At 62.9% G+C, this 20,707-nt stretch carries 33 protein-coding genes; 12 read left to right on the top strand and 21 right to left on the bottom strand.

The genetic code is table 11. The features are described from left to right. Positions 1 to 7 precede the first annotated feature (7 nt). Both dtd and DMB37_RS25390 read left to right on the top strand, forming a co-directional pair. A complete protein-coding gene (gene dtd / locus DMB37_RS25395; RefSeq protein WP_135237824.1) occupies positions 8 to 451 on the top strand; it encodes a D-aminoacyl-tRNA deacylase in 444 nt (147 codons plus the stop codon). A gap of 132 nt (positions 452 to 583) precedes the next feature. Further along, entirely contained in the window at positions 584 to 2,107 is a 1,524-nt protein-coding gene (locus DMB37_RS25390) for a hypothetical protein (protein ID WP_240771650.1), read from the top strand. A 4-nt stretch (positions 2,108 to 2,111) separates the two neighbouring features. Here the strand turns inward: DMB37_RS25390 and DMB37_RS25385 are convergent, their stop codons facing one another. After that, positions 2,112 to 2,393 carry a PLD nuclease N-terminal domain-containing protein gene (locus DMB37_RS25385; RefSeq protein ID WP_240771649.1) on the bottom strand — a complete coding sequence of 94 codons (282 nt, stop codon included), beginning with the start codon at positions 2,391 to 2,393 and terminating at the stop codon, positions 2,112 to 2,114. A gap of 436 nt (positions 2,394 to 2,829) precedes the next feature. On the opposite strand from DMB37_RS25385, the gene DMB37_RS25380 reads away from it, so the two are divergent. Genes DMB37_RS25380 through DMB37_RS25370 form a run of 3 tightly spaced genes read left to right on the top strand, consistent with a single transcriptional unit; the run spans position 2,830 to position 4,546 of the window. Continuing rightward, positions 2,830 to 3,288 carry a DNA-directed RNA polymerase subunit beta gene (locus DMB37_RS25380; protein ID WP_135234815.1) on the top strand — a complete coding sequence of 153 codons (459 nt, stop codon included), beginning with the start codon at positions 2,830 to 2,832 and terminating at the stop codon, positions 3,286 to 3,288. Beyond that, on the top strand, positions 3,285 to 3,713 hold the full coding sequence (locus DMB37_RS25375; RefSeq protein ID WP_107654166.1) for a DUF4254 domain-containing protein: 429 nt from the start codon (positions 3,285 to 3,287) through the stop codon (positions 3,711 to 3,713). The genes DMB37_RS25380 and DMB37_RS25375 overlap by 4 nt, the downstream gene beginning before the upstream one ends. A gap of 41 nt (positions 3,714 to 3,754) precedes the next feature. Next, positions 3,755 to 4,546, top strand: a complete 792-nt coding sequence (locus DMB37_RS25370; RefSeq protein ID WP_135234814.1) for a class I SAM-dependent methyltransferase — start codon at positions 3,755 to 3,757, stop codon at positions 4,544 to 4,546. A 583-nt stretch (positions 4,547 to 5,129) separates the two neighbouring features. Here the strand turns inward: DMB37_RS25370 and map are convergent. From map to rpsH, 9 genes are all read right to left on the bottom strand, one after another. Beyond that, positions 5,130 to 5,927 (bottom strand): type I methionyl aminopeptidase, encoded by a 798-nt coding sequence (map, locus tag DMB37_RS25365; RefSeq protein WP_135234813.1) that lies wholly within the window; start codon positions 5,925 to 5,927, stop codon positions 5,130 to 5,132. A 6-nt stretch (positions 5,928 to 5,933) separates the two neighbouring features. Beyond that, positions 5,934 to 6,479 (bottom strand): adenylate kinase, encoded by a 546-nt coding sequence (locus DMB37_RS25360; RefSeq protein ID WP_135234812.1) that lies wholly within the window; start codon positions 6,477 to 6,479, stop codon positions 5,934 to 5,936. Continuing rightward, positions 6,476 to 7,798: a preprotein translocase subunit SecY gene (gene secY, locus DMB37_RS25355; RefSeq protein WP_135234811.1), complete on the bottom strand. Its 1,323-nt coding sequence runs from the start codon at positions 7,796 to 7,798 to the stop codon at positions 6,476 to 6,478. Before secY ends, DMB37_RS25360 begins: the two co-directional genes overlap by 4 nt. A gap of 181 nt (positions 7,799 to 7,979) precedes the next feature. After that, positions 7,980 to 8,423 carry a 50S ribosomal protein L15 gene (rplO, locus tag DMB37_RS25350; RefSeq protein WP_107654161.1) on the bottom strand — a complete coding sequence of 148 codons (444 nt, stop codon included), beginning with the start codon at positions 8,421 to 8,423 and terminating at the stop codon, positions 7,980 to 7,982. A gap of 1 nt (position 8,424) precedes the next feature. Further along, positions 8,425 to 8,604 (bottom strand): 50S ribosomal protein L30, encoded by a 180-nt coding sequence (gene rpmD, locus DMB37_RS25345; RefSeq protein WP_135234810.1) that lies wholly within the window; start codon positions 8,602 to 8,604, stop codon positions 8,425 to 8,427. Further along, entirely contained in the window at positions 8,604 to 9,263 is a 660-nt protein-coding gene (gene rpsE, locus DMB37_RS25340) for a 30S ribosomal protein S5 (protein ID WP_107654159.1), read from the bottom strand. The genes rpmD and rpsE overlap by 1 nt, the downstream gene beginning before the upstream one ends. 28 nt (positions 9,264 to 9,291) lie before the next feature. Further along, the gene (rplR, locus tag DMB37_RS25335; protein WP_135234809.1) at positions 9,292 to 9,699 is read right to left on the bottom strand and encodes a 50S ribosomal protein L18; all 408 of its coding nucleotides are present in this window, start codon (positions 9,697 to 9,699) and stop codon (positions 9,292 to 9,294) included. A gap of 2 nt (positions 9,700 to 9,701) precedes the next feature. Further along, on the bottom strand, positions 9,702 to 10,241 hold the full coding sequence (rplF, locus tag DMB37_RS25330; RefSeq protein ID WP_107654157.1) for a 50S ribosomal protein L6: 540 nt from the start codon (positions 10,239 to 10,241) through the stop codon (positions 9,702 to 9,704). Positions 10,242 to 10,256: 15 nt separating this feature from the next. Continuing rightward, positions 10,257 to 10,655, bottom strand: a complete 399-nt coding sequence (gene rpsH / locus DMB37_RS25325) for a 30S ribosomal protein S8 (protein ID WP_069161946.1) — start codon at positions 10,653 to 10,655, stop codon at positions 10,257 to 10,259. Positions 10,656 to 10,941: 286 nt separating this feature from the next. Between rpsH and DMB37_RS25320 the strand changes: the two genes are divergently transcribed. The 6 genes from DMB37_RS25320 to DMB37_RS25295 all read left to right on the top strand — a co-directional run bounded on the left by DMB37_RS25320 (position 10,942) and on the right by DMB37_RS25295 (position 14,141). Next, entirely contained in the window at positions 10,942 to 11,250 is a 309-nt protein-coding gene (locus DMB37_RS25320) for a WXG100 family type VII secretion target (protein WP_135234808.1), read from the top strand. Continuing rightward, positions 11,250 to 11,537: a WXG100 family type VII secretion target gene (locus tag DMB37_RS25315; RefSeq protein WP_135234807.1), complete on the top strand. Its 288-nt coding sequence runs from the start codon at positions 11,250 to 11,252 to the stop codon at positions 11,535 to 11,537. The genes DMB37_RS25320 and DMB37_RS25315 overlap by 1 nt, the downstream gene beginning before the upstream one ends. Continuing rightward, positions 11,537 to 12,751 carry a colicin E3/pyocin S6 family cytotoxin gene (locus tag DMB37_RS25310; RefSeq protein ID WP_135234806.1) on the top strand — a complete coding sequence of 405 codons (1,215 nt, stop codon included), beginning with the start codon at positions 11,537 to 11,539 and terminating at the stop codon, positions 12,749 to 12,751. The genes DMB37_RS25315 and DMB37_RS25310 overlap by 1 nt, the downstream gene beginning before the upstream one ends. 50 nt (positions 12,752 to 12,801) lie before the next feature. Next, entirely contained in the window at positions 12,802 to 13,032 is a 231-nt protein-coding gene (locus DMB37_RS25305; RefSeq protein WP_135234805.1) for a hypothetical protein, read from the top strand. A 42-nt stretch (positions 13,033 to 13,074) separates the two neighbouring features. After that, positions 13,075 to 13,437, top strand: a complete 363-nt coding sequence (locus DMB37_RS25300; RefSeq protein ID WP_167768932.1) for a YbaB/EbfC family nucleoid-associated protein — start codon at positions 13,075 to 13,077, stop codon at positions 13,435 to 13,437. Positions 13,438 to 13,943: 506 nt separating this feature from the next. After that, positions 13,944 to 14,141 (top strand): hypothetical protein, encoded by a 198-nt coding sequence (locus tag DMB37_RS25295; protein WP_240772574.1) that lies wholly within the window; start codon positions 13,944 to 13,946, stop codon positions 14,139 to 14,141. A gap of 38 nt (positions 14,142 to 14,179) precedes the next feature. On the opposite strand, the gene DMB37_RS25290 is transcribed toward DMB37_RS25295, so the two are convergent. Continuing rightward, positions 14,180 to 14,758: a TetR/AcrR family transcriptional regulator gene (locus DMB37_RS25290; RefSeq protein WP_135234803.1), complete on the bottom strand. Its 579-nt coding sequence runs from the start codon at positions 14,756 to 14,758 to the stop codon at positions 14,180 to 14,182. A gap of 87 nt (positions 14,759 to 14,845) precedes the next feature. Here DMB37_RS25290 and DMB37_RS25285 point away from each other — a divergent pair, with 87 nt between their 5' ends. Then, the gene (locus DMB37_RS25285) at positions 14,846 to 15,241 is read left to right on the top strand and encodes a nitroreductase family deazaflavin-dependent oxidoreductase (protein WP_135234802.1); all 396 of its coding nucleotides are present in this window, start codon (positions 14,846 to 14,848) and stop codon (positions 15,239 to 15,241) included. A 72-nt stretch (positions 15,242 to 15,313) separates the two neighbouring features. On the opposite strand, the gene DMB37_RS25280 is transcribed toward DMB37_RS25285, so the two are convergent. The 10 genes from DMB37_RS25280 to DMB37_RS25235 form a co-directional block, all read right to left on the bottom strand. Next, positions 15,314 to 15,667 carry a DUF6086 family protein gene (locus tag DMB37_RS25280; protein WP_135234801.1) on the bottom strand — a complete coding sequence of 118 codons (354 nt, stop codon included), beginning with the start codon at positions 15,665 to 15,667 and terminating at the stop codon, positions 15,314 to 15,316. Positions 15,668 to 15,711: 44 nt separating this feature from the next. Further along, on the bottom strand, positions 15,712 to 16,056 hold the full coding sequence (locus DMB37_RS25275) for a hypothetical protein (RefSeq protein WP_135234800.1): 345 nt from the start codon (positions 16,054 to 16,056) through the stop codon (positions 15,712 to 15,714). Positions 16,057 to 16,148: 92 nt separating this feature from the next. Then, positions 16,149 to 16,469, bottom strand: a complete 321-nt coding sequence (locus tag DMB37_RS25270; protein WP_135234799.1) for a hypothetical protein — start codon at positions 16,467 to 16,469, stop codon at positions 16,149 to 16,151. Between the two features lie 131 nt (positions 16,470 to 16,600). Further along, positions 16,601 to 16,945: an Imm8 family immunity protein gene (locus DMB37_RS25265; RefSeq protein ID WP_135234798.1), complete on the bottom strand. Its 345-nt coding sequence runs from the start codon at positions 16,943 to 16,945 to the stop codon at positions 16,601 to 16,603. Further along, positions 16,942 to 17,460, bottom strand: a complete 519-nt coding sequence (locus tag DMB37_RS25260; RefSeq protein ID WP_135234797.1) for an SMI1/KNR4 family protein — start codon at positions 17,458 to 17,460, stop codon at positions 16,942 to 16,944. The genes DMB37_RS25265 and DMB37_RS25260 overlap by 4 nt, the downstream gene beginning before the upstream one ends. Beyond that, complete coding sequence (locus tag DMB37_RS25255) at positions 17,457 to 17,711, bottom strand: hypothetical protein (protein WP_135234796.1); 255 nt, start codon at positions 17,709 to 17,711, stop codon at positions 17,457 to 17,459. The genes DMB37_RS25260 and DMB37_RS25255 overlap by 4 nt, the downstream gene beginning before the upstream one ends. Before the next feature lie 126 nt (positions 17,712 to 17,837). Next, positions 17,838 to 18,461 carry a hypothetical protein gene (locus tag DMB37_RS25250; RefSeq protein ID WP_135234795.1) on the bottom strand — a complete coding sequence of 208 codons (624 nt, stop codon included), beginning with the start codon at positions 18,459 to 18,461 and terminating at the stop codon, positions 17,838 to 17,840. Between the two features lie 47 nt (positions 18,462 to 18,508). Continuing rightward, positions 18,509 to 19,927: a TNT domain-containing protein gene (locus DMB37_RS25245; protein WP_135234794.1), complete on the bottom strand. Its 1,419-nt coding sequence runs from the start codon at positions 19,925 to 19,927 to the stop codon at positions 18,509 to 18,511. Beyond that, a complete protein-coding gene (locus DMB37_RS25240; RefSeq protein WP_135234793.1) occupies positions 19,924 to 20,226 on the bottom strand; it encodes a WXG100 family type VII secretion target in 303 nt (100 codons plus the stop codon). Before DMB37_RS25240 ends, DMB37_RS25245 begins: the two co-directional genes overlap by 4 nt. Before the next feature lie 12 nt (positions 20,227 to 20,238). Next, positions 20,239 to 20,550: a WXG100 family type VII secretion target gene (locus tag DMB37_RS25235; protein WP_135234792.1), complete on the bottom strand. Its 312-nt coding sequence runs from the start codon at positions 20,548 to 20,550 to the stop codon at positions 20,239 to 20,241. Positions 20,551 to 20,707 lie beyond the last annotated feature (157 nt).

Raw genomic sequence — 20,707 nt, 5'->3', positions numbered from 1 at the left:
AATGGCTGTGCGCGTCCTACTGCAACGAGTGACCTCAGCCCAAGTGAGCGTCGACCACGACATCGTCGGCCGGATAGATCCGACGGCCTCGGGAGTTCCGCACGGGCTCGTCGCCTTGGTCGGCGCCACGCACGGCGACACCGAGTCGACCGCGAAGGCACTCGCCGACAAGGTATGGCGGCTGCGGATTCTCGACGGCGAACGCTCCGCCGCCGACCTGGCCGCGCCGATCCTGGTGGTCAGCCAGTTCACGCTCTACGCCGATACCGCGAAGGGCCGCAGGCCGTCCTGGAACGCGGCCGCGCCGGGTCCGGTCGCCGAGCCCCTCGTCGAGGCGTTCGCCCGAGCGCTGCGCGAACTCGGCGCGACGGTAGCCACCGGTCGATTCGGCGCGCACATGCATGTCGAGCTGGTCAACGACGGCCCGGTCACACTGCTGCTGGAAGGTTGAGCGACACCACCGGTCCGAAGCACACCCCACCCACAGCACCCGCAGAAGATCCTCGTGCGCCGAGCCGGTAACCGTGACAGACTCGTGCGCAGAAGGTGCGGGTGGCGCGATGCCGCCGGTTAGCGGAGGATCATGCTGGAAACGAGGGACGCGATGGATCTGGACGCGCTGGAGCGTCGGGTCGCCGCGGATCGGTATGCGGCGCTTGATCGTTCGATCGAGGCGGATCTGCGACTTGCCACCTCGCTCGCCGATCTGGCGAAGGGCTTCATCGCCACCAAGACCGACGGGTCGGTACGAGACCGGACCAGGGACGCGCTGGCGCCCGCCGAAGAGGCGGTCGGTATCCGGCTGCGTTTGCTGTCCACCGGACAGGTGCTGAACGCACGCCTGGCGGGCGAGTTGAACGAGGCGTTGCGGTCGGTCGAGCTCGCGGCCAGGCACAGCGGTCGCCGGGAACTTGCGACCACCACCATCCGGCGCGCGTGTGACGCGTACCGGCAAGTGGCACGCATCCATCCGGAGGTCGCGGGACTGTGCGCCGACGGGCTGTCGAAGTGTGGCGTGTGGCTCGGGCGCCTCGATCAGGACGCCGCCGTCGCGGCCACCGAGGAGGCGGCCCGGATTCGCGCGGCGCTGGCGGCGGCGAATCCGGAGCTCTCGGGCAAGTACCTGGCCAGCTTGAGCACGCTGCTGCGGACCCTCATGGTTGGCCGGTCCCGCAAACAGGCCCTCTCGATGTATCGCGAGCGGTATTCCGCATTCACCTCGATGAGCATGTCGATCCGGTTGCGCGCGTGCGGGATTCAAGATCTCGATCTGACCCCGAAGTCGTACAAGGCGCTCGCGGAGCTCGGTTGCCGCACGCTGGAGCAGGCCGGACGGCTGACCCAGCAGCAGATCCTGTTCAAATCCTCGGGCGATCTGTCGACCGTCGAGGAACTCAACTGGAAGCTGGCCCTCGTCGGTCTGCGCCCGCTGCTGCCCGGCGCGGAGCCCGACCCGCCGTCGATGCCGGTGCAGATCGGCACCAGTTTCGGGGCGCTGAGCGTGTACTGCCCGGTGCCGGATGCGATCGCGCAGATCCGCGCGGCGATCATCGGCGCGTACGCGACCGACGACGCCTATCCGATGGATCGAGCCAGTTACCTCGGTGAGCACGAACAACATTGGAAGATCACCGACGCGGAGGTCAACACCGCAGAGCAGCTCGGCGACGACGTGGTGCTGATCGATCAGCCCTACGGCGGCTGGGTGACGGTGATGAGCCTGAATTGGGAGCTCACGCCGGTCGGCAAGCATCCGCTCGCGATGCGACTGTCCCAGGACTGGCCGGTGGCCGCGATCACGGTGACCGAGCACGTCGCCTACGAGCTGTGCTGGTACGAACACGGCGCGGCGACCCAGTACGCCGCGCTCGGCCGGCCGGCCGGGCAGGCGCCGCTGGATAAACCGTTGGCGCCGTTGGACTTCAAGATGCTGGCCGATCTGAACGCCGACCGCGCCAACGAGACGAAGCTGCGTGCGGCGTTCGGCAACACCCAGATGTTCGCCAACCTCACCTATCTTCCGTCGAGCGGTCTCCGGCAGATCAGCGCGACCACCCCGCTCGCCGAGCACGGTGATCGCGTGTTGTTCTTCCGTACGACGCCGTGAGTGGTCAGCGGGCGGTGTTCGGCCGCATCGGCTGAATGGTCGAGTTGCGGCCCCAGATGAACCACACCACCGGGCCGAGGAATGGGAACGCGAGCATCAGCAGCACCCAGATCGCTTTGCCGGCGGCCTCGTAGTTGCTGGACCGTAGCGCGCTCACCACTCCCGCGATGAACAAGACGAGGGCGCCGATCGCGACGGCGACGGCGAAAGCACCGAGGGCGATAGAGCCCGCCATCTCGGCGGTGCTGGCCAGGGCCGGGGCGGAAGCTAGAGCAATCGTTGTCATGCTCATCAGCGTAGGGACGAGCTCTCCGCAGCGCATCGGTGACTAACCCTGAATTTGCTACGCCCTCCTGGATCACGGTGTACGCCTCGGGGATGACTCGGGGTGCGACGTCGGGGTGGGTGCATGCCCGCTTCGGCATCAGGGTCGCCCGAAAATCAAGGATTAAAGTACCTCGGGTTCGCAATCTTGCGCCGCGCGCCGACGCCGGGAATCCAGTGGCGGCGGGCAGCTCCGTGCATCTGCACGTCAACCTGGCAGACGGCGCGAAACTCCTAGGCAAACTTCTCGAGAACTAATTGAACGGAACGTTTATGCCCTGCCATGGAGTGCTCTACTGAGATCACGTCCGAACGGTGTTGTAGGTCACCCTCAGTGTCCATAACGCACCAGCTCGGGCGGCTTCACCAGACACACGATGCTAGTCGAGGCTCTTCTCATGGACCAACTGGCGTTGGCGGAAACCCCAGCCGCCCGATGCGCCTATTACCGACACACCTGCGACCTCCCTGCCGGATTCCTTCCGGAGATCGGCCGGATCATCGTCCGCGCCGGATTCGTCGGCGCGATAACCATGCCCGCCGCGCTCGGTCAGCAGGTCCACGACGATTTGATACATCATCGAAATCCATTGGGCCCCGTCATCTCTCATGTCCGCTCGAAGCGCTGGACCTTCCTGGTCCGGCCGGATCTACCCGACGACGTACGGCTGTTCGCGGAACTGTTCCGGCTCAACGTCTCGATCGTGCCGATCGGTGGTGAGATCGCGCTGCCCTCGCCCGCCGATGTGCACGCCGGGTATCGCGAGTGGATTGTGGCGCCGGAGAACCGCTTTCGGCCCTCCGGCACGTCGATCGTGGACACCGTGCGCTCGTGCCGGAACACGGGTATCCGATGACGACGGGCCAACTTCCCGCGAAACATCAAGTGCTGCAAGCGTGCCGAGGTGAGCACCCGGAGAACAACCCACTTTTGCGGTGCGCGCACGAACTGACCACGCTGCACGAACGCAGGCTGGGCGCGGGTCGTGAGGTCACCGACGAAATCGACGCGCTCCGAGCGAGTTTGGTGCGCGACATCGACCGCTGGATCACCGTCCAGCTGCCGCCCGCGCACGGTGCCGCACACGTGCACACCGAGACGGTCGGTGCCGTGATCGACCGACTCGCCCAGTTCACCGCCAACGCCTACGCCGCGCTGGCGAGTGCCTCCGAGTGGGACCTGTGGGACGCCTGGCAGCGGCTCGCGGAATTGGCCGTCGGCTACGACGACCTGGCCGCCGAGGTGTCCGCGGGCGTGCGCCGGTTGCCAGGCGCGTCGTAAATCTCGCACGCGCGGCGGCAGCCCGGACTTAGGGTGGGCGCATGGGGAATACGACTGATCGAGATGCGAGCAAGCGTGCCCTGCATGCGCGGCGGGCCTCCTCCTTCGGCGCCCACGCCATGGACTACGCCGAACACCGGCCGGACTATCCCCAGGCGGCCATCCGGTGGGCGCTGGAGGCGGTGCCGACCGTACCGGCGCCCATCGTCGTCGACCTCGGGGCCGGCACCGGCAAGCTCACCGAGGGGCTGCTCGCCGCAGGCGTGTCGGTGATCGCCGTGGAACCCGACGACGGCATGCGCGTCGAGCTGATGCGGCGACTGCCGGGGGTGCGTGCGCTGGAGGGATCGGCGGAGGAGATTCCGCTCCCGGACAGGTCGGTGGACGCGATCGTCGCGGGGCAGGCCTTTCACTGGTTCGATCAGCAGCGCGCATTTCCGGAGTTCGCCCGGGTGTTACGCAAGCGTGGGACCTTCGCGGCGCTGTGGAACACCGACGACATGCGGGTGGACTGGGTCGCCGAATTGGGGCGGGTCGCCCGCTCGGACGCGTCCGCCCCACCGCCGGAACTCGGCGACGCGCAGCTACCCGAGCACGCACTGTTCGAGATCTTCGAACGCGCCGAGTTCCCGCATACCCAGCGGCGGACCGCGGAGTCGCTGACCGCGACCATCGGCACCCATTCGCACACCCTGGTGGTGTCACCGCAGCAACGAGCCGAGGTGCTGCGCCGCGTCACCGAATACCTGCGCAGCAGGCCGGAGACGGCGGAGGGCGAATTCGACCTTCCCCTAGTGACTTTGGTGCTGCGCGCCGAACTTCGCGACAACTGAGCGACTTCTGACGATCTTTCGCGCCGCCGGTGTCGCCGCCAAGCGACTACCTGCCGCAAGGGAATTCGCACACCACACACACTTTCCCGAGGCGCGTGCTCGTCGCGCTGCGGGTGACGCGGGCCCGAACCGCGTGGTGCGCCAACCGTATTCGAGTAGTGGCCTACTCGCGTCGCCCCCACCCGCCCGGACATACGCTTTCAGCAGAGTTCAGGTACCGGAGAAAGTCAGAGTTCAGGTACCGCGGGATCAGGCACAAATGTCGACCTGATTCGACACCGAGCAACGCCGCTCGGCACAACGTCACGGTCGAGCGCAGCAGGCGCAAGGAACGACGACACCGATCCAGCGACGCAGCTGGGTATCGTCCACGATTCGGTAGCGGCAGCAATGTGCCGCAGGCGAATCACGAGGCGAGATCGTCCAGCGGGGGCCGCCACCCCCGCCGGCGTCGGTGCGCATCGACTCCTCGCCGCGCGTGTCACCGGCCGCCAGTGTCTGGCGCAACTGTTGCGCCGCCCGACCTTCCGCGTGGAGGGGCAGGAGTCGAGCGGCGCCTATAGTCGGCGCGCCCGCACTCCGCCTACTCCGGGCGGAGGGTGAGGATGCGTGGGCCGTTCTCGGTGACGGCGACGGTGTGTTCCCAGTGGGCGGCGCGGGTGCCGTCGACGGTGACCACGGTCCAGTCGTCCTCGAGCACCTGGGTCTGTGTGGTGCCGAGGGTGAGCATCGGTTCGATCGCGAGGACCGAGCCGACCACGAGTTTCGGTCCCTTGCCCGGGTCGCCCTCGTTGGCGAGGAACGGGTCGAGGTGCATTTCGCGGCCGATGGCGTGCCCGCCGTAACCGTCGACGATGCCGTAGGCGCGGCCGTGCTCCTGCTCGGCGGCGCGGGTGCCCAGTTCGATGGCGTGGGAGACATCGGAGAGCCGGTTGCCGGGCAGCATCGCCGCGATGCCGGCCTCCATGGAGAGCTTGGTCGCTTCGCTGAGCAGCCGATCGGCTTCGATGATGTTGCCGACGCCGAACGTCCACGCCGAATCACCGTGCCAGCCGTCCAGAATGGCGCCGCAGTCGATCGAGACCAGGTCGCCCTCGGTCAGGATTTCATCCGCGGTCGGAATCCCGTGCACCACACGGTCGTTCACCGACGCGCAGATCGAACCGGGGAAGCCGTGGTAGCCCTTGAAGGACGGCACCGCACCCGCATCGCGGATGAGCTGCTCGGCGACCTCGTCGAGTTCGAGGGTGGATACCCCCGGCTTGGCGGCCGCACGCACGGCGACCAAGGCGCGACCGACGATCGCGCCCGCCGCGGCCATGGCATCGAGCTCGCCTGCCGTGCGGAACGGCACGACCTTCTTTTTACGGTTGAAGACCATTCGGCCTCAGTGTCCCAGCGCACGCAGTGCGCGCGCGTTGACCTCGTCGACCTCGCCGACGCCGTCCACCGAGACGACCAGTCCGTCGTAGTGCTCGAGCAGCGGCTCGGTCTCCTCGCGGTACACCCGGAGCCGGTTGCGGATCACGTCTTCGTTGTCGTCGGCGCGCCCGCGGGCGAGCATCCGCTCGACGACGGTGTCCTCGGCCACGACGAAGCACAGCACCGCGTCGAGCTTGGTGTCGATGTCCTTGAGGATCTTCTCCAGCGCGTCGGCCTGGTCGACCGTGCGCGGGTAGCCGTCCAGGACAAAGCCGTTCGCGGCGTCGGGCTCGTTGACCCTGGCCTCGACCATGCGGTTGGTGATGTCGCTCGGCACCAGATCGCCTGCGTCCATGTACTTCTGTGCTTCACGGCCGAGCAGCGTCTGCTGGCTGATGTTCGCGCGGAACAGATCCCCGGTGGAGATGTGCGGGACGCCCAGTTTTTCCGACAGGAGGACGGCCTGGGTGCCTTTGCCGGCACCCGGCGGACCGAGCAGTACAACTCTCACTTGAGGAACCCTTCGTAATTTCGATTCATCAGCTGACTCTCGATCTGCTTCACCGTGTCCAGGCCGACGCTCACCATGATCAGCACCGCGGTGCCGCCGAACGGGAGGTTCTGGGTATTACCGGAGGCACCGATGTCGAGGAACAGATTCGGCAGGACAGCTACGAGACCGAGGTAGATCGAGCCGGGGAGGGTGATGCGACTCAGCACATGATTGAGGTAATCCGCGGTGGGCTTGCCGGGGCGGTACCCCGGGATGAAGCCACCGAACTTCTTCATCTCGTCCGCGCGTTCCTCCGGGTTGAAGGTGATCGCGACGTAGAAGTAGGTGAAGAACACGATCAGACCGAAGTAGATCGCGATGTAGACCGGGTTGCCCGGGTTCACCAGGTATTTGGCGATGATCTCCTGCCACCAGCTCGGGTCCGGGTTGTTCGTCGAGGACGTGAGCTGGGAGACCAGGTTGGGCAGGTACAGCAGGGAGGACGCGAAGATCACCGGGATGACACCGGCCTGGTTGACCTTCAGCGGCAGGTAGGTCGAGGAGCCGCCGTACATCTTCCGGCCGACCACGCGCTTGGCGTACTGCACCGGAATGCGCCGCTGGCCCTGCTCGACGAAGATGACCGCGGTGACGATCGCCAGCGCGGCGACACACACCAGCCCGAAGACCAGACCGCCGCGGCTGTCCAGGATGGACTTGCCCTCGGTCGGGATGCGGGCGGCGATACCGGCGAAGATCAGCAGCGACATGCCGTTGCCGACACCCCGCTCGGTGATCTGCTCGCCGAACCACATGACCAGCGCGGCACCCGCGGTCATCACCAGCACGATGATGATCATGGCGAAGATGCCGTTGTTGGAGATGATCTCCTTGTCGCAGCCCTGCAGCAGCTGGCCACGGGAGGCGAGCGCGACGAGGCCGGTGGCCTGCAGGACCGCGAGCGCGATCGACAGGTACCGGGTGTACTGCGTCATCTTGGTCTGGCCGGACTGGCCTTCCTTGCGCAGTTCCTCGAACCGCGGGATGACGACGGTCAGCAGCTGGATGATGATGCTCGCGGTGATGTACGGCATGATGCCGATCGCGAACACCGACAGCTGCAGCAACGCGCCACCGGAGAACAGGTTGATCAGCTGGTAGATACCGGCGTCTTCACCGCCGGACACCTGCTTGACGCACGCCTGCACGTTCTTGTAATCGACGCCGGGGGACGGCAGCGCGGCACCCAGACGGTACAGCGCGATCAACCCCAGCGTGAAGAGAATCTTCCGCCGTAAGTCCGGAGTCCGGAAGGCCGATACGAAGGCGGAAAGCACAGATCCTCCTGGCGAACGACATGGTCAGGACATGGAAATTTCAAGCAAACCCCAGATCCGACGAATCGGCATCTGGGGACGCTGAAAACCATGACGAGGCTTGGCAGACAACAACTTGAACTCTAACAGTGGCACCGGACGAGCTTTCACTCGTCCGGTGCCATTGATTGTCAGAGTACCGTCAGCCCAGCTCGGTGACGGAGCCACCGGCCGCGGTGATCTTTTCCTTGGCAGCGCCGGTGACCTTGTCGACGGTCACCTGGACCGCGACGCCGATCTCGCCGTCGCCGAGGACCTTCACCAGCTGGTTCTTGCGAACCGCGCCGGCGGCCACGAGCTCGGCCTTGCCGACCTCGCCGCCCTCGGGGAACAGCTTGGCGATGGCACCGACGTTCACGACCTGGTATTCCGTGCGGAACCGGTTCGTGAAGCCCTTGAGCTTGGGCAGCCGCATGTGCAGCGGCATCTGCCCACCCTCGAAGGCGGCCGGGACGTTCTTGCGTGCCTTGGTGCCCTTGGTACCACGGCCCGCGGTCTTACCCTTGGAACCCTCACCACGGCCGACCCGAGTCTTCTCGGTCTTGGCACCGGGCGCGGGGCGCAGGTGATGCAACTTGATGGTCATGTCAGACCTCCTCAACTGTCACGAGGTGGCGCACGACGTTGATCAGGCCACGGTTCTGCGGGTTGTCCTCGCGAACCACGGTCTGCCGGATCTTGCGCAGGCCGAGCGTGCGCAAGCTCTCACGCTGGTTCTGCTTGGCGCCGATCGTGCTCTTGATCTGGGTTACCTTGAGATCCGCCATTACCTGGCACCTCCCGCAGCCTGGGCGCGCGCACGCAGCATGCCCGCAGGGGCAACGTCCTCGAGCGGCAGGCCACGGCGAGCCGCGACCTCTTCCGGACGCTGCAGCATCTTGAGCGCCGCAACGGTCGCGTGCACGACGTTGATGGCGTTGTCGCTACCGAGCGACTTCGCCAGAATGTCATGGATACCAGCGCATTCCAGCACGGCACGCGCCGCGCCACCGGCGATCACACCGGTACCGGGCGAGGCCGGACGCAGCATGACGACACCGGCCGCCGCCTCACCCTGAACCGGGTGGACGATGGTGCTGCCGATCATCGGGACGCGGAAGAAGCTCTTGCGAGCCTCTTCGACACCCTTCTGGATGGCCGCCGGAACTTCCTTGGCCTTGCCGTAGCCGACGCCGACCAGACCGTTGCCGTCACCGACGATCACGAGGGCGGTGAAGCTGAAGCGACGACCACCCTTCACGACCTTGGAGACGCGGTTGATCGCGACTACGCGCTCGAGCTGGTTCTTCTCGGCCTGCTGGTCGCGGCGGTCGTTGCCACCGCGGCGGTCGCGGCCGCCACCACGCTGGTTGTCGCCGCCACCGGCGGCACCATTCTGCTGTCCGGCGGGTCCGTTGCCGCCGTCACGCCGTTGACGTCCCGGCATCAGACGTTCCTTCCGTTGGTCTTGATCATCAGAACTTCAACCCACCTTCGCGAGCAGCGTCGGCGAGCGCCGCGATGCGGCCGTGGTAGTCGTGACCACCACGGTCGAACACGACGGCCTCGACGCCGGCGGCCTTGGCACGCGCGGCCAGCAGTTCGCCGACCTTCTTGCTCTTGGCCGACTTGTCGCCGTCCAGCGCACGCACGTCGGCCTCGATCGAGGACGCGGCGGCGATGGTCTTGCCGATCGAATCGTCGACCAGCTGCGCGTGCAGGTGCCGCGAGGAGCGGTTGACCACCAGGCGCGGACGCTCGGTGGTGCCTTCGACCTTCTTGCGCAGACGGAAGTGACGGCGGGTCTTCGACAGACGACGCGTCGTGGACACGTCCTTGCCGCGCGGCTTGCGCTTGGCGATCTGGTTTTCGGTTTGCGCCATGATCACTTACCCGTCTTTCCGACCTTGCGGCGAACGACCTCGCCGGCGTAGCGGATGCCCTTGCCCTTGTACGGGTCGGGCTTGCGCAGTCCGTGGATCACAGCGGAGATCTGACCGACCGCCTGCTTGTCGATACCGGACACGGAGAACTTGGTGGGCGACTCCACCGCGAAGGTGATGCCCTCCGGCGCCTCGATCGGCACCGGGTGGCTGTAACCCAGAGCGAACTCCAGGTTCGAGCCCTTGGCCTGCACGCGGTAACCGACGCCGAAGATTTCCATCTTCTTCTCGTAGCCCTTGGTCACGCCTTCGACCATGTTGGCGACGAGGGTACGGGTCAGGCCGTGCAGCGAGCGGTTCTGGCGCTCGTCGTTCGGGCGGACGACCTCGAGCTGGCCGTCTTCACCCTTGGAGATGGTGATCGGCTCGGCAACGGTGTGCGACAGGGTGCCCTTGGGCCCCTTCACCGACACGCGCTGGCCGTCGATGGTGATCTCGACGCCGGCCGGAATTGCGATGGGCTTCTTGCCAATACGCGACATTTGTCCTACCTCCCCTTACCAGACGTAGGCGAGGACTTCCCCGCCTACACCTTGCTTGGCCGCCTGGCGATCGGTGAGCAGACCGGTCGACGTGGAGATGATCGCCACGCCGAGGCCGCCCAGGACCTTGGGCAGGTTGGTGGACTTCGCGTACACACGCAGACCCGGCTTCGAGACGCGGCGCAGGCCCTGCAGGCTGCGCTCACGGCTGGGGCCGTACTTGAGGTCGACAACGAGGGCCTTGCCCACGGTCGCGTCCTCGGTCCGGTAATCGGCGATGTAGCCCTCGCGCTTGAGGATCTCGGCGATGTTCGCCTTGAGCTTCGAGTGCGGAGCCTTCACCTGATCGTGGTACGCCGAGTTGGCGTTGCGCAGACGAGTCAAGAAGTCCGCGATCGGATCAGTCATGGTCATGGTTAGACCTCGACACCTTTCTCGCTACGGTTCCCATGCAACACCGGCGAGCACAAGGCATACCGATCGTGGGCCTACAGCAATTGGGCTGGTCCGGTCGACGCTTGTCGACCGGAGTGAGTTCTCTGAACGAGTTCTCGGTGCCAGGGCGGGCCACACGTCGATGCAATGCACCAAGACATGCAGGCACAGTTGTGCCCAGGCAACCGGTCTAGTGTAGACAACGCCCAGCTGAGACCCAAATCGGGGTGGAACTCGACTCACCAGCCCGTGATACGTTCTCACCGTGCGCAGCAGCCCTGAGCAGATGCACACCACCGCGGACCGGATGGCGGCGAGAGCCGAAGAGTTCTGGACGGACATCGACGCGTTGTCCAAGCAAGCCGCCACGCTCATGGCATCGGACTGGATCGGTGAGGCGGCCGAGACCCACGCTGCGTTATGGACCGAGTGGGTGGATTCCGCTCGTAAAGTCGCGGTCGCGCTGAGCGAGGACGCGGTCCTGATACACCAAGCCGCGAACGCCCTCACGAAGGCGGATCAGGCCAACGCGGACGACCTGACGTATATCCGATTCAACCTGGATGATGCGTAATGGCGTCATACAGGGTTGACACCGACCAGATCCTGGCCCTCGTCGCGAAAGCCCGGCTGATCGGCCAGCAAATCGAGCAACGCATCGCCGACGTCGAGCACGAAGTGGCCGACCTGCATATCGAGTGGCAAGGCAGTGCCGCCGAAGCGCATCGCGCCAAACACGACACTTGGCAACGCGAAATGCAGGACATGAAGTCGGCTCTCGCGGACCTCGAAACAGCCGCCAGAGCGGCACGCGCCAGATACCTGGCCAACGTCGAGCACAACAAGGGGATGTGGCCCTGATGGCGCCCATCACCATGAATGCGAACCTGCTTTTCGACGCTGCACGGCTGTACGAAACAGCCCGAAACAATGCCGACAGTGTGGTCAAGACCCTCGCCGCGGCACTCGACAAAGACTGGGGCTGCGCGGGGAGCGACAGCGCTGGCCGCACCTGGGCGAGTAGCTACGACCCGGCCGCCTTCAGCGGAGTGAGCGGCGGAACAAATATCGTCAACGCCTTCGGCAAGTTGCACGATCTTCTCGCCTTCACTGCGGTAAATCATGCCAACACCGAGAAGCTCAACAAGACGCCGCCAGAGACACCCGATCCCGATCCCGCAGTTCTTCCCGCCGCAACCTCTCCGACGTTCAAGGGCGCATTCGGCGGTGACACCGATCCTCCATTCGGCTGGGAGATGATCAGCAGTTGGCTGCAAGGCCATACCTGGCCGAACGGCGATCCGGACAAGTTGCGCAGACTCGGCACCGCGTGGCGAACCGCAGCCACAGGACTGCGCGAGGCCAGCGATGGGACCGGGCAAGCCTGGGTGAATCTGGAAGAGAACGCATCGGAAGAGCTGCCCCAGGCGCTCGCCCAAATGGACGCGGTATTTACCGCCGCCGATAACGTCGCAACGCAATACGAGAATCTCGGTCGTGCATGTGACGATTGGGCACAGCAGATCGAGGACGCCCACCGCAAGATCCTTGCCATCCTGGCCGGGGCTATCGGTGTCGGCCTCATCGCCGGCGTGGTGGTCGGCTTCTTCACTGCCGGCACCGGCGCAGTGGCTACGACCGCTGCTACCGGTAGCTCCGCAGGCGCTGCCGTCGTCACCGTGTTGATCGCGTTCGATGCTGCAGCGGCTCTCGCAACGGGCGTCACCGTCGCGGCAGGTGCCGCAGCCATCGGCGTCGCCACCGACCTTCAGCCCCTCCTCGAGGCCAATCCGACCCAATTCAACGCCAGCACAAATGCGGGCGGGAACAGCCACAAGTATGTGCCGCCACCGAAAGGTGGGCTGCCCGGGTTTCCCAACGCACGCCCGGTCAAGAAGGTCGGGCCGCGGTACAGACAGCGATGGAAAGACGACGAGGGCAATCTCTACGAGTGGGACTACCAGCACGGTGCCGTCGAGAAGTACAGCAAGAACGACAAGCACCTGGGCGAGTACGACGCCAATTCGGGTGCGCAGAATAAACCCCCAGAGGCCGGCCGCAAGCCCGGAAGGTAAGTTATATTTCGGCTGGAGAATGCGATTGAGCCGCAACCCTTGGAGAGCATGTGAACTACCTGGAAGCCTACGACAAGAAGACCGGGACGTTGGTCGTCGAGTATCCTCTACACGATTTAGAACTTCCGACCCTGAAGAAGATGCTAGGCATAGAAGAGGGCATAGAAATATTCGGCTACGACGTTTCCCCCGCACAGGCAACAGCACTCGGAAGATATATACACGAGCCGTTCACGGTAGACGAAACATGTGATTATCAAGTCGGTTTCTATCGAGAGTGATGCGGAAAGCCTATCCGGATAGGTCGGAACTCAGGAGCCATCGTGGATTACTTGGACCAGTGGAACGACGAGCAACGTCGCGCAGCAGCCGAATGGCGCAGCAAAAATGAAGCTCTTCAACACTCTCTAGCACAGATCGCGGTCCGCACCGCATCACGCAACGGTGAGCTCAGCGCCACAGTTGACGGACACGGCAACGTCACCGATCTTCGCCTCACGCCGCAGGCATTGCGGCTAGGTGAGGTTCAACTGCGGCGACTACTCCTAGATGCGATACAGAACGCCCAATCCGACGCACGGAGGCAAGCCGCAGCCGCTGCACGCCCCTACACCGACGACCCAGCCAACGCAGACGCAATGACCTTCATCCGCAAGATACTGGACGGCGACGCACCGTCACTTTGATCCAGAGCCAGTACTGGGACGAATCAGCTGTCTAGATGAGTGTTGATCACCAGGCCCACTCGCGCTGTCAACTCGTCCAACGACTCCGACGGCTTGCCTCCCGCACAAGATGACCGGACCGGCGCTCGGGGCTCGACACGAAGCACGTCGGCCACGGGCGCGAGGAAATCGGCCGAGGCAACCTCATGGCCTTTGCCGCTCGATCGGCGCCGAGCTTTGCGCCGGTCACCAACACGGGTCTACTGGCAATCTTGCAGCTCATTGAGCGCAACAAGATCGCAATGCACCAGCACGCGGGCAGCTTGCTGACCAGCAGCGCCACGGATACGGGATCCAGCAACCTCTAGAGGACACCTCAGCGAACGTCACGTGACCTCTATTGCGCAGAGATGGAGCTGCGCACACTGGTTGAGTACTCCCGACTGGCGTAACACTCCGAACGCGGGTCACGGTGTACCGACCGAAAGATCTGAAACATCGTTGAGGAGGAACCGCGGGTGAACGTCATGGTCGAAATGACTGCCCTGACTCTGAACCGCCCCACCGCCGAGGCCGGCGATATCGAACGCGCCGCCTGGTACGAGGCGAAAGCCAATCTGCACACCTACCTCGCCGGGCAAGGCGGCTCCGATGCTGCGCGGGAGACCGCACTGGCAGTCAGCGCGCACCAGCGCTCGCTGGAACTGCTGGGTCAGCAGAACTGAGTCCCCTGCCGTAAATCGCCAGCGGTCGCCACGCGCAATCAGACGTCCAGATGCGTCTTGATCGCCGGGGCGACTCGGGCGATCAACTCATCGAGGCTTTCCGAGGCGATGGGCTCTACCCGCAGGATGTAGCGCAAGTAGGCGATGCCGAGGAGTTGGGCCATCGCCAGGTCGATCCGCAATTCCGCATCCGGGCTAGGTAGTGCCGCCGCGATCTGGGCGTACACCTGGCCTTGGATGAATTGCCGCACCAGGTTGGCGGAATCCTCATGTGTGGCTGCGCCGCGCAGGATCGCCGACAGCGGGGCGCGGGTTTCCGGGCGGTCCCAGGCTTCGAAGAACACCCGCGTCAGCCGCTCCCCTATCCCGCGCGGGTCACCGGCGGTGATCCTGGCCGCGAGGTCCGCGGGCTCGAACGGCCAGCCCATCGTCGCGCGGAACAAGTCCGCTTTGCTGCCGAAGTAGTGCCTGATCAGCGCCGGATCAACAGCGGCTTCCGCAGCGATCTCACGCACCGTCGTCTTGTCGTAGCCGGCTTCGGCGAATCGGCGGCGCGCCGTCGCCAACAGGACTTCCCTGGTATCGGCCTTGCCGGGCCGTCGTCCAATCGGAGGCATGGTGCCAGAAACTCTACAAGCGTTGATTTCCAGTCGCCCGCAGAGATACGCTGAGAGCAGTAATTCCACAACTGAGGAGTTCCTGGAATGCCTGCTCCACGCTGGCTCGCCCGCGCCAACCGGGTAGGGCTCAACCGGATCACCAGGTTCATCGCACCCTGGCCGCCGGGCTGGGCAGTGGTGATACATCGTGGACGCAAGTCCGGTCGAACCTTCCGGACACCGCTATGGGCCTTCCGGCGCGACAACAGATACGTCATCGCACTGACGTACGGCCCCGAATCCGATTGGGTACGAAACGTTCTCGCCGCCGGAGGATGCCAACTCGAGTCCAGACGGCGCTCCTACGAGGTCGACAACCCCCGCGTGTACCGCGACGAAACCGCCACCGACATGCCGCCATTCATCCGCTTCATGCTCCGCCGAGTACTTGCAGCCCCACACTTCCTCAGCGTCGACATTCGCCGTGAACTGAAACGCTGAACATCCGCGCCACAGCAATCAGCAACTACCCCTCCGGTTCTGCCCGATTCACCGAAGCGGCCATACCGCGCCTCATCGAGCCATCGACAATCTGAGCGCTCTATCGCAAAACTCTCGTTGTTCGTCAGTGTCGGCGAAGATTTCCTTACCGCCACGCTCGAGCAGGACGATAGAGGGAGCCAGGACACCTTCGACCAGAATCTTGAACACCTGATGCCCCGTGCTGATGTATGTTTCAAACATTAGCTTCACAAGTTTCTCAAAGGCATCGATGTCGACATCCCACATATCAGAAGAAACCGGATTGAGCCCGGTAGGCACCCCCAAAACGATTCCCACATCCTCAAGCATTCGGACGTACAGGTCGCCCACCCGCAGGGACGGACTCCAAACCGTCTCACCATCGATATCGAAAACGTAGCTCAATACGGCCTCTCGAATCTATGTGTGTCACGCTATCCACCCTCGGCTCAGCGAGCCAAGGATACATCGGTAATCCGAATCGGATACACCTCGACCGTAAGTTCTCCAGTCAGATCAGTTCCCGAAGTGGATATTCTGATGATCCCGGCGCTCTCGACGGATATCCTGGTCACCTGTTCACGAAAAAAGTCAGCAAGGAGCACCGAGTCCTGAGCCCATCGCACACGGGCAGATCGGGCTATAACGTCGTAGGATAGCTCCAGCCCGTTCCGGTCGTCGACGACAATATCCACTACAAAAGAAGCGACTGTTCCCGCAACAGCTACGCGCTTTGCCCCGAAGATTTCGAGAAGTTCCGACTCCTCCGGTTCGATGAACTCATAGTCGGACATCTATCATCCTCTCATTTTCCGCAGCGTTGAGATTCGTCGTCAATCGAGACGCTGAGCCTAGAGCCACCTTCCATAGCCTATGGGACGCGGATTCAGTCGGTCTCAGAGATTCGAAACTCCGGCTCTGCACTGCTGTGAATCTGCACTCTTCCCCAATCGCCTATCGCCGTATATACGCCATCCGAGCGGGTCAAGGAATCGATGTTTCCAAGGTCCATGGTACCGGTTGCATCCTTATATTTCTGGAACGAGCGATCGACCCACTCGACACCGCGCACTTCGCTGAAAACTAGATCGCCGTCCGCGTAGCAATACTGGTCACCGGCCGCAGGCGGATGATAGTGCGGATGTTCAGGCGCCAAGACCGCTTCGAGCACAAACCTGAACTCGGAAGCACTCTCGACAATGTCCATAACGTAACTATCCTCCAGATAGAGGCCAGCAAGATTTGGAAAGTCTACATATTCTTGCCCCACGGCAGTTCCCCCGATAAATCGATGTTTGGCTAGCTTCTGGACTCAGAACTCTGCTGTTCACCGAATAGCTACGATCTATATTCGTGGAACTCCCACCTGGCGAGTTGACCAATCGCCAAGGCCAACTCCCGCCATGTTGGTCGTTCGATGTCCTTCAGAAAGTCTTCTACGTAGCGCTTGATCAGTGCGGGATCGATTCGCTCGAGCACCAACAAGTAGCGACTCGAGTCCGGATCGCTCGGATCTACGACCGAGTCACGTGCCTCCGGTGTGCACACCATGAGATCAAAAGATTCTTCGCCGGGGCCGCCCGCTGGGCCGACCATCAGCTGCACGAACAGCACGTCGGAGGGCACCGGGCCTTTCTCCAGGTCCGCATCCGGACTGTGGAGGTGTTTCAGTTCAGCCTTCACGGCATATTTGTGCGGTCACGGGGCCCACCCTTTTGAATCTCGAAGGCCTGTCGCAGGAAGTCGACGAACGAGTTCGCCAACCGTTGAGTTTCCGGGAGTCCCTCTTGGTATGCGTACACAGCTTCCGAGCCCAGATCGAAATAATACACCTTATAGCCCTGATGGTGTCCGATAAAGAAGCGATTCTGCAAAGTCAGCGCCTCCGCCGGCCCGCTGCTTATATCTGCTGCCGCCTCGTTAGCCTCCAGCAATGAGGGAAAGAAAAGGTCGGTTCCCATGAAAAAACTTCCAGCACCCCTGCCCAGTTTCTCCAGGAATGCCAGATATTCGTCCGGAATCGGAAATCCGTCCGGAGCACTTGATATAACCTCAGCGACCTCTTCAGTGGTACAGCCAGCGATCTGGTCAACCGTTGCGAACCCGGATCCGATTAGGTCCCGACATAGATCCAAGACGGCTTCAGTGACTAGCATATGACTTCCACAATTGTTCTGAGGATTCTCGCTGTCGCTCATTTACCAGCACCTAAAGGAGCGAGTGCACTGCGGCGTTTTCTCGTCCTCTGTTGGAGCTCAGATCGCGGACTGTGACCAGGATGGTAAATCTCGAAAAATTCCATGCCATAGTCATTCTCGTATGCATGCGAAGACTCAACTTCGATAACCGCAGAGTCCGTCACTGCCCGATAGAGCAGAACGGCATTCGCCGGTGATTCGGGTGCAAGTTCAATCCCGACGGCTTCACCGACATCTTCAACCGCACTCAAGGTAAATCCTTCCAATGGCCAGTTGACCTTCCGCCCGCCTCCACAATTCGGGATAATTTTCATATTGTCAATCAGTATCAACTGAGGCTGTCGGCAATGCTTGAAAGAATCTGCGCAAGCAGAAAGTCATTCGAGCAGGTCGATCTCATGTGCGAACCACTCGGACGGCAAGCCTGCCTTGAAAGTAGACTCGATCTGCTGATAATTCATCACTAACGGATGCGAGAATCTGACTGCGTCAATTTCTCCGAGATGCCCCCGATCGACGACTTCGTCATCGACGTAGAGAAGTCTATCCGAATATTCGAGAGTCGGATCTACCTTTTCGAGCCGCACACGGGGATGAACGCCTTCCCGATACCATCTTGTACCGGGCGCCTCAGCGCGGAGCCTTCCAACGTAAGGCACTCCCCCCATCAAGCACAGGAGATATTTCTCCATGTCGGCGAAGCTGCGAAGCTCACCGACCGGGCTAGGGAGATTGCGCTCATCTTTCGTCAGAAGCCAGCCATCTCCAGAACCAGCAACAACCCAGCTGAGTCCACCGATGTCTAGATACAGTCGAGCGCCTTCGGATCGCGGCGTGTTGGCAAGCCAGAATTCATACTCTGGATCAGCTCCCGGGATTCGAGTTCGACCGAGATCCTTGCCTTGACTGCGTACCGAGGCAGCCTGCCATTCGTACCAACTGCGCACTACTCGCCGCATATCCGACGGGAATATCCGTAGATCAATCGCTGCGTGCGTCAAAACATTTGTCCTTTTCTGCTATAAACTCGAAGTCACACGACCGCTCATCAGATCAGATATCCACAAGCTATTAGATCCGCCACGCTTCCTTCGACCTCGGGACTCTTCGACTTCAGGATCCGATATTGGATCCCGCCGCCCTCCTCGCCGAACCATGAAGCTACCTTCGATTCCTCGATAGTCCACCCCGGTGGGAGCTTTGCACCGGGTGCCACTTCGTAGGTGTTGTATGCCTTGGTTGCGAGCGTGTCCGGCGGCAGCGAACGTGCGGTCAGCGGGGTCCCCTCCGGCGACAGCCAAGACCCATATTCCGATCCGTATCGATCGATCTTCATTCCTGCAGGAAGATCGACATCCTGTTTTGTCCCGGGAACAGCATAATCTTTCCCTGGATACTTCCAGTTGCCCGGCTCGCCATACTTTGCAACGTACTCCGCATCCGTGAGATTCTCTCCGGAGGGATAGGTCTTCCTTGCTCCTGCCTTGCTTGGCAGCTTGGATCGCAAGCGTTCATAAAGGTCTTTGACGGCTTGCTTGCCCTTTGCGAGAGCAGCCTTCGCATCTTCGGCCAACCCCTTGAGCTGCAATGCCTTCCGTGCTCGCCAGGCGGTAACAGTTGCTTTGATCTTCACTGCCCAGCGTCGAGCCGACTCGACAGCTTTGGCGCCTGCGATCAGGCCGCCGACGCCGGTGAGGCAGGTGGCAACTACGGTGACCGCTACGTTGATCGCGGCTTCTTGGATGATGGCTTCGATGAAGCCCTTGACCTCGTTGCGTAGTTCTTCGATCGATTGCTTGTAATCGAGGCAGGTCTTGCTGATCTGCTTGCATGTGTCGAGTAGGGCTCCGATGGAGGTCTCTAGGGTCTTCAGGTCTTCGCGGACCTGCGCCGCGTCCTTGGAGGTCACTCCGTCGAAGAGGCTGGCCGAGATCGTGATTTTGTCTTTGGCGTTGGTGTTCTGGTAGATCGTGCCGAGCCGATCCCAGGCGTCGGCCGCTTTGGTGAGTGTGTCGGTGTTGCCGTCGGGGAGGGGGCAGTTGATGGCGTCTAGTACCTCGATGGAGGTTTTTGCCAGGCCCTGGGGGGTTCCGCCGGCGGCTGATGCGGGGAGGGCGTAGGGGCCGAAGGTCAGTGTTGATGGTGCGTCGGCCGGGCGGTCGGGCTGGGCTGTACCTTTCAGCGCGGCATCGGATTTGGCGTGTTCGAAACCGAGGTCGTTGAGGGCGGTGCCGTAGGCGCGCAGGGTCGAGAAGGTTTGGTCGAAGAAGGATACGGTTTCGCGGGCCGACTCGTCGTAGGAGGTGGCCCAGGCTCGGCCGTCTTCGTCTCGGCCTGCCATTTGCCCGCAGCTGTTGAGTTCGGCGAAGACGTATTTGAAGCTGTCGTTGAGGGCGGCGGCGGCGTCGAAGCAGTTGGTGGCGGCCTGGTAATAGACCTTGGGATCCACCTCGAGTTTCTCGGTCATATGCCGAGAATCCGGAGGGTTTGGGAGGCGGCGTTGGTGTAGCTTTCGTGGGCTTTCTTCAGCGCCTCTTCCAGGGTCGCGAGCCCGTCTTGCATGTCGGTGACACCTGCGGCCCACTCGGTATGCGCTTCGCTATAGGCCACTGCCGCCGCGCCGACCCACACTCCCTCGACTTCCTTGGCCTTCGCCTCCAGCTCGGCCAAGCGATCGGCGACGGCCGCCTTGTATGCGCGCATACGAGCGGCCAACTCCTCGATTTTGGCGAGGTCGACCGAGAATGCTGGTGTCTCACCGGTCATCAGATGCCCCGATCAAGGCAGGTCCAGGGAGCTGAGGCCGGCGGCGTAGGACTGGTCGGTCGTGCGGAGGGTTTCGGCGGTGACCCCGAGCTTCTCGGCCAGCTCGAACAATGCGTCCCACACCTGGTCCGCACCCTCATGGAACTCATCCCACGCGGCGGTGAAAGCGCCTGCGTTGTTCCCCGCCCAGCTGTCGATCGTGACCTTCGTGTCGGTGACCAGCGACGAATACCCGGACTTCAACTCGTCCGCGATCTGGTAGGCCATCCGCCCCAACGCTTTCACCTCTTCGGGCTCGACCGACAGCGACGATGGATCTCCCATGGGCCCACTCCTCTCGATGGTGACGCAGGCGGCGGTTTGTCCCCCGTTTCTTATCTGACGCACCAGGCGTCGCCGCGGTTCCGTTGGATTCGTCCCACACCGCGAATAAACGCGCAAAGGCACGGCCTCCAGCGGAGGCCGTGCCTTTGTACAGGTT

This window comes from Nocardia sp. CS682 (assembly GCF_004634405.1).
Lineage (GTDB): Bacteria > Actinomycetota > Actinomycetes > Mycobacteriales > Mycobacteriaceae > Nocardia > Nocardia ninae.
This window is presented reverse-complemented; position numbering and strand designations above follow the sequence as displayed.

Bases quoted from the DNA above. Each gene is read 5' to 3' on its own strand.
- DMB37_RS25390 (WP_240771650.1), top strand. From the start codon at position 584: ATGCTGGAAACGAGGGACGCGATGGATCTGGACGCGCTGGAGCGTCGG.
- DMB37_RS25385 (WP_240771649.1), bottom strand. From the start codon at position 2,393: ATGACAACGATTGCTCTAGCTTCCGCCCCGGCCCTGGCCAGCACCGCC.
- DMB37_RS25380 (WP_135234815.1), top strand. From the start codon at position 2,830: ATGGACCAACTGGCGTTGGCGGAAACCCCAGCCGCCCGATGCGCCTAT.
- DMB37_RS25375 (WP_107654166.1), top strand. From the start codon at position 3,285: ATGACGACGGGCCAACTTCCCGCGAAACATCAAGTGCTGCAAGCGTGC.
- DMB37_RS25370 (WP_135234814.1), top strand. From the start codon at position 3,755: ATGGGGAATACGACTGATCGAGATGCGAGCAAGCGTGCCCTGCATGCG.
- map (WP_135234813.1), bottom strand. From the start codon at position 5,927: ATGGTCTTCAACCGTAAAAAGAAGGTCGTGCCGTTCCGCACGGCAGGC.
- rplO (WP_107654161.1), bottom strand. From the start codon at position 8,423: ATGACCATCAAGTTGCATCACCTGCGCCCCGCGCCCGGTGCCAAGACC.
- rpmD (WP_135234810.1), bottom strand. From the start codon at position 8,604: ATGGCGGATCTCAAGGTAACCCAGATCAAGAGCACGATCGGCGCCAAG.
- rpsE (WP_107654159.1), bottom strand. From the start codon at position 9,263: ATGCCGGGACGTCAACGGCGTGACGGCGGCAACGGACCCGCCGGACAG.
- rplR (WP_135234809.1), bottom strand. From the start codon at position 9,699: ATGGCGCAAACCGAAAACCAGATCGCCAAGCGCAAGCCGCGCGGCAAG.
- rplF (WP_107654157.1), bottom strand. From the start codon at position 10,241: ATGTCGCGTATTGGCAAGAAGCCCATCGCAATTCCGGCCGGCGTCGAG.
- rpsH (WP_069161946.1), bottom strand. From the start codon at position 10,655: ATGACCATGACTGATCCGATCGCGGACTTCTTGACTCGTCTGCGCAAC.
- DMB37_RS25315 (WP_135234807.1), top strand. From the start codon at position 11,250: ATGGCGTCATACAGGGTTGACACCGACCAGATCCTGGCCCTCGTCGCG.
- DMB37_RS25310 (WP_135234806.1), top strand. From the start codon at position 11,537: ATGGCGCCCATCACCATGAATGCGAACCTGCTTTTCGACGCTGCACGG.
- DMB37_RS25295 (WP_240772574.1), top strand. From the start codon at position 13,944: ATGGTCGAAATGACTGCCCTGACTCTGAACCGCCCCACCGCCGAGGCC.
- DMB37_RS25290 (WP_135234803.1), bottom strand. From the start codon at position 14,758: ATGCCTCCGATTGGACGACGGCCCGGCAAGGCCGATACCAGGGAAGTC.
- DMB37_RS25285 (WP_135234802.1), top strand. From the start codon at position 14,846: ATGCCTGCTCCACGCTGGCTCGCCCGCGCCAACCGGGTAGGGCTCAAC.
- DMB37_RS25275 (WP_135234800.1), bottom strand. From the start codon at position 16,056: ATGTCCGACTATGAGTTCATCGAACCGGAGGAGTCGGAACTTCTCGAA.
- DMB37_RS25270 (WP_135234799.1), bottom strand. From the start codon at position 16,469: ATGGACATTGTCGAGAGTGCTTCCGAGTTCAGGTTTGTGCTCGAAGCG.
- DMB37_RS25260 (WP_135234797.1), bottom strand. From the start codon at position 17,460: ATGAGCGACAGCGAGAATCCTCAGAACAATTGTGGAAGTCATATGCTA.
- DMB37_RS25245 (WP_135234794.1), bottom strand. From the start codon at position 19,927: ATGACCGAGAAACTCGAGGTGGATCCCAAGGTCTATTACCAGGCCGCC.
- DMB37_RS25240 (WP_135234793.1), bottom strand. From the start codon at position 20,226: ATGACCGGTGAGACACCAGCATTCTCGGTCGACCTCGCCAAAATCGAG.
- DMB37_RS25235 (WP_135234792.1), bottom strand. From the start codon at position 20,550: ATGGGAGATCCATCGTCGCTGTCGGTCGAGCCCGAAGAGGTGAAAGCG.